This window comes from Pseudomonas sp. A-1, assembly GCF_004801855.1.
Classification (GTDB): domain Bacteria; phylum Pseudomonadota; class Gammaproteobacteria; order Pseudomonadales; family Pseudomonadaceae; genus Geopseudomonas.
Genome location: NZ_SSTC01000177.1, coordinates 1 through 3114, shown reverse-complemented (window position 1 = coordinate 3114; position 3114 = coordinate 1). Strand labels below are relative to the sequence as shown.

General features: G+C 69.6%; 4 protein-coding genes. All 4 read left to right on the top strand.

Annotation, left to right across the window (positions count from 1 at the left end; all coding sequences use genetic code 11):
* A partial coding sequence (gene accB, locus E5198_RS20805) for an acetyl-CoA carboxylase biotin carboxyl carrier protein (RefSeq protein ID WP_136491809.1) occupies positions 1-307 on the top strand: 307 nt, incomplete at its 5' end.
* Between the two features lie 17 nt (positions 308-324).
* Complete coding sequence (accC, locus tag E5198_RS20800) at positions 325-1674, top strand: acetyl-CoA carboxylase biotin carboxylase subunit (protein ID WP_136491808.1); 1350 nt, start codon at positions 325-327, stop codon at positions 1672-1674.
* 271 nt (positions 1675-1945) lie between these two features.
* Positions 1946-2824, top strand: coding sequence for a 50S ribosomal protein L11 methyltransferase (prmA, locus tag E5198_RS20795; RefSeq protein WP_136491807.1), 879 nt, complete (start codon positions 1946-1948; stop codon positions 2822-2824).
* 74 nt (positions 2825-2898) lie between these two features.
* The coding region (locus tag E5198_RS20790) for an MJ0042-type zinc finger domain-containing protein (protein ID WP_178084109.1) at positions 2899-3114 on the top strand (216 nt) is incomplete at its 3' end.

The following is a 3114-nucleotide window of genomic DNA, read 5'->3' as shown; positions in this document are numbered from 1 at the left end:
GGCCCCGGCTCCGGTCGCCGCCCCGGCGGCCGCTCCGGCCGCTGCCGCCGCTCCGGCCGCCCCGGCGCTGACCGGCAACGTGGTGCGCTCGCCGATGGTCGGCACCTTCTACCGCGCCTCCTCGCCGGACGCCAAGCCGTTCGTCGAAGTCGGCCAGAGCGTCAAGAAGGGCGACATCCTGTGCATCGTCGAAGCGATGAAGATGATGAACCACATCGAGGCCGAAGCCAGCGGCACCATCGGCCAGGTCCTGGTCGAGAACGGCCATCCGGTTGAATTCGACCAGCCGCTGTTCACCATCGTCTGACACGCGGAGTACCTGCGATGTTGCAAAAAGTCCTGATTGCCAACCGCGGCGAGATCGCCCTGCGCGTCCTGCGCGCGTGCAAGGAACTGGGCATCAAGACCGTGGCGGTGCACTCGACTGCCGACCGCGATCTGATGCATGTCTCGCTGGCCGATGAGTCCGTGTGCATCGGCCCGGCGGCTTCCGCCCAGTCCTACCTGAGCATCCCGGCGATCATCGCCGCCGCCGAGGTCACCGGTGCCGACGGCATCCACCCGGGCTACGGCTTCCTCGCCGAGAACGCCGACTTCGCCGAGCAGGTGGAGAAATCCGGCTTCACCTTCATCGGTCCGACCGCCGACGTGATCCGCCTGATGGGCGACAAGGTCTCGGCCAAGAACGCCATGAAGAAGGCCGGCGTGCCGACCGTGCCGGGTTCCGACGGCCCGCTGCCGGAAGACGAGCAGGAAGCACTGAAGATCGCCCGCGAAGTGGGCTATCCGGTGATCATCAAGGCCGCCGGCGGCGGCGGTGGTCGCGGCATGCGCGTGGTGCACAAGGAAGAGGACCTGATTGCCTCGGCCAAGCTGACCCGCACCGAGGCCGGCGCCGCCTTCGGCAACCCGATGGTTTACCTGGAGAAGTTCCTGGTCAACCCGCGCCACGTGGAGATCCAGGTGCTGGCCGACGGCCAGGGCAACGCCATCCACCTGGGCGACCGCGACTGCTCGCTGCAGCGCCGCCACCAGAAGGTGATCGAGGAAGCGCCCGCCCCGCTGATCGACGAGGACGCCCGCCGCAAGGTCCAGGCCCACTGCGTGCAGGCGTGCATCGACATCGGCTACCGCGGCGCCGGCACCTTCGAGTTCCTCTATGAAGACGGCAACTTCTACTTCATCGAGATGAACACCCGCGTGCAGGTCGAGCACCCGGTCACCGAGATGGTCACCGGCATCGACATCGTCAAGGAGATGCTGCGCATCGGCGGCGGCGAGAAGCTGTCGATCAGGCAGGAAGACGTGGTGATCCGCGGTCACGCCATCGAGTGCCGGATCAACGCCGAAGACCCGCGCACCTTCATGCCGAGCCCCGGCAAGGTCAAGCACTACCATGCCCCGGGCGGCAACGGTGTGCGCGTCGACTCGCACCTGTACGACGGCTACGCGGTACCGCCGTACTACGATTCGCTGATCGCCAAGCTGATCACCTTCGGTGCCAGCCGCGACGAGGCCATGGGCCGCATGCGCAACGCCCTGGACGAGCTGATCGTCGACGGCATCAAGACCAACGCCCCGCTGCACCGCGACCTGACCCGCGATGCCGGCTTCTGCAAGGGCGGCGTCAACATCCACTACCTGGAAAAGAAACTGGGTATGGACAAGCACTGAGCCCCGGCTCGGCGCTGAACCACAGGGGCTGCCTTCGGGCGGCCCCTGTCGTTTCCGCTTTTCGTAGGGTGCGCCGCGCGCACCGTGATGGCGCCGTGGCCCGGTGGTGCGCACGGCGCACCCTACGGAGCTGCACTGCAGCGCCTCCGCCCCTCCAGGGCGTGGTGGATTTGCTGGTGCGCACGGCGCACCCTACCCCGCACTGGCCGCGCAACCGCCCCTCCAGTAAGCTTGCCCGCCTTTCCCGCCCATTCCCGAAGAGGCCTCCCCCATGCCCTGGCTGCAAGTCCGACTCGCCATCACCCCCGACCAGGCCGCCGAGCTGGAAGACCAGCTGCTGGAACTGGGCGCCGTCTCGGTGACCTTCATGGACGCCGAGGACCAGCCGATCTTCGAGCCCGACCTCGGCACCACCCCGCTGTGGAGCCACACCCACCTGCTCGCCCTGTTCGAGGACGGCACCGACGGCGACGCGGTGCTCGCCCACCTCGGGCTGCTGCGCGGCGGCGAACTGCCCGAGCATCAGGTCGAGCGCATCGAGGACCAGGACTGGGAGCGCAGCTGGATGGACAACTTCCAGCCGATGCGCTTCGGCCAGCGCCTGTGGATCGTGCCGAGCTGGCACCAGGCGCCCGAGCCCGACGCGGTCAACCTGCTGCTCGACCCCGGCCTGGCCTTCGGCACCGGCACCCACCCGACCACCGCGCTATGCCTGGAGTGGCTGGACGGTCAGGACCTCGCCGGCTGCACCGTGCTCGACTTCGGCTGCGGCTCGGGCATCCTCGCCATCGCCGCGCTGCTGCTCGGCGCGCCGCAGGCGGTGGGCACCGACATCGACCCGCAGGCGCTGGAGGCCTCGCGCGACAACGCCGACCGCAACGGCATCGACCCGGCACGCTTCCCGGTCTACCTGCCGGCCGACCTGCCGCCGCAGCCGGCCGACGTGGTGGTCGCCAACATCCTCGCCGGCCCGCTGGTGCAGCTGGCGCCGACCATCACTGCGCTGGTCAAGAACGGCGGGCGCCTGGCGCTGTCCGGCATCCTCGCCGAGCAGGCCGAGGAAGTGCGCGCCGCCTACGCAGGCGCCTTCGACCTCGATCCCACCGCCGTGAAGGACGGCTGGGTACGCATCAGCGGCGTGCGCCGCTGAACGGTCGGCCCGCTGCCGGGGCGCACGGCGCTGCGCTAGAATGACCATCTGACCTGTTCCGGATTGCCGCCAGCATGACCGAGTCGTTCGTCACCCAGTGCCCCCATTGCCAGACCCGCTTCCGCGTCTCCCGCGCGCAGCTCGGCATGGCCCGCGGCGCCGTGCGCTGCGGCGCCTGCCTGCAGGTGTTCAACGCCGCCGAACAGCTGGCCGACCAGCTGCCGCCGCAGGCCGCGCCGGTTCCGGCGGTCGACCGCGAGCAGCTGCGCGCCGCCGTCGGCGGTGCGCTG

Coding starts and splice junctions, on each gene's coding strand:
- accC (WP_136491808.1), top strand. CDS start 325: ATGTTGCAAAAAGTCCTGATTGCCAACCGCGGCGAGATCGCCCTGCGC.
- prmA (WP_136491807.1), top strand. CDS start 1,946: ATGCCCTGGCTGCAAGTCCGACTCGCCATCACCCCCGACCAGGCCGCC.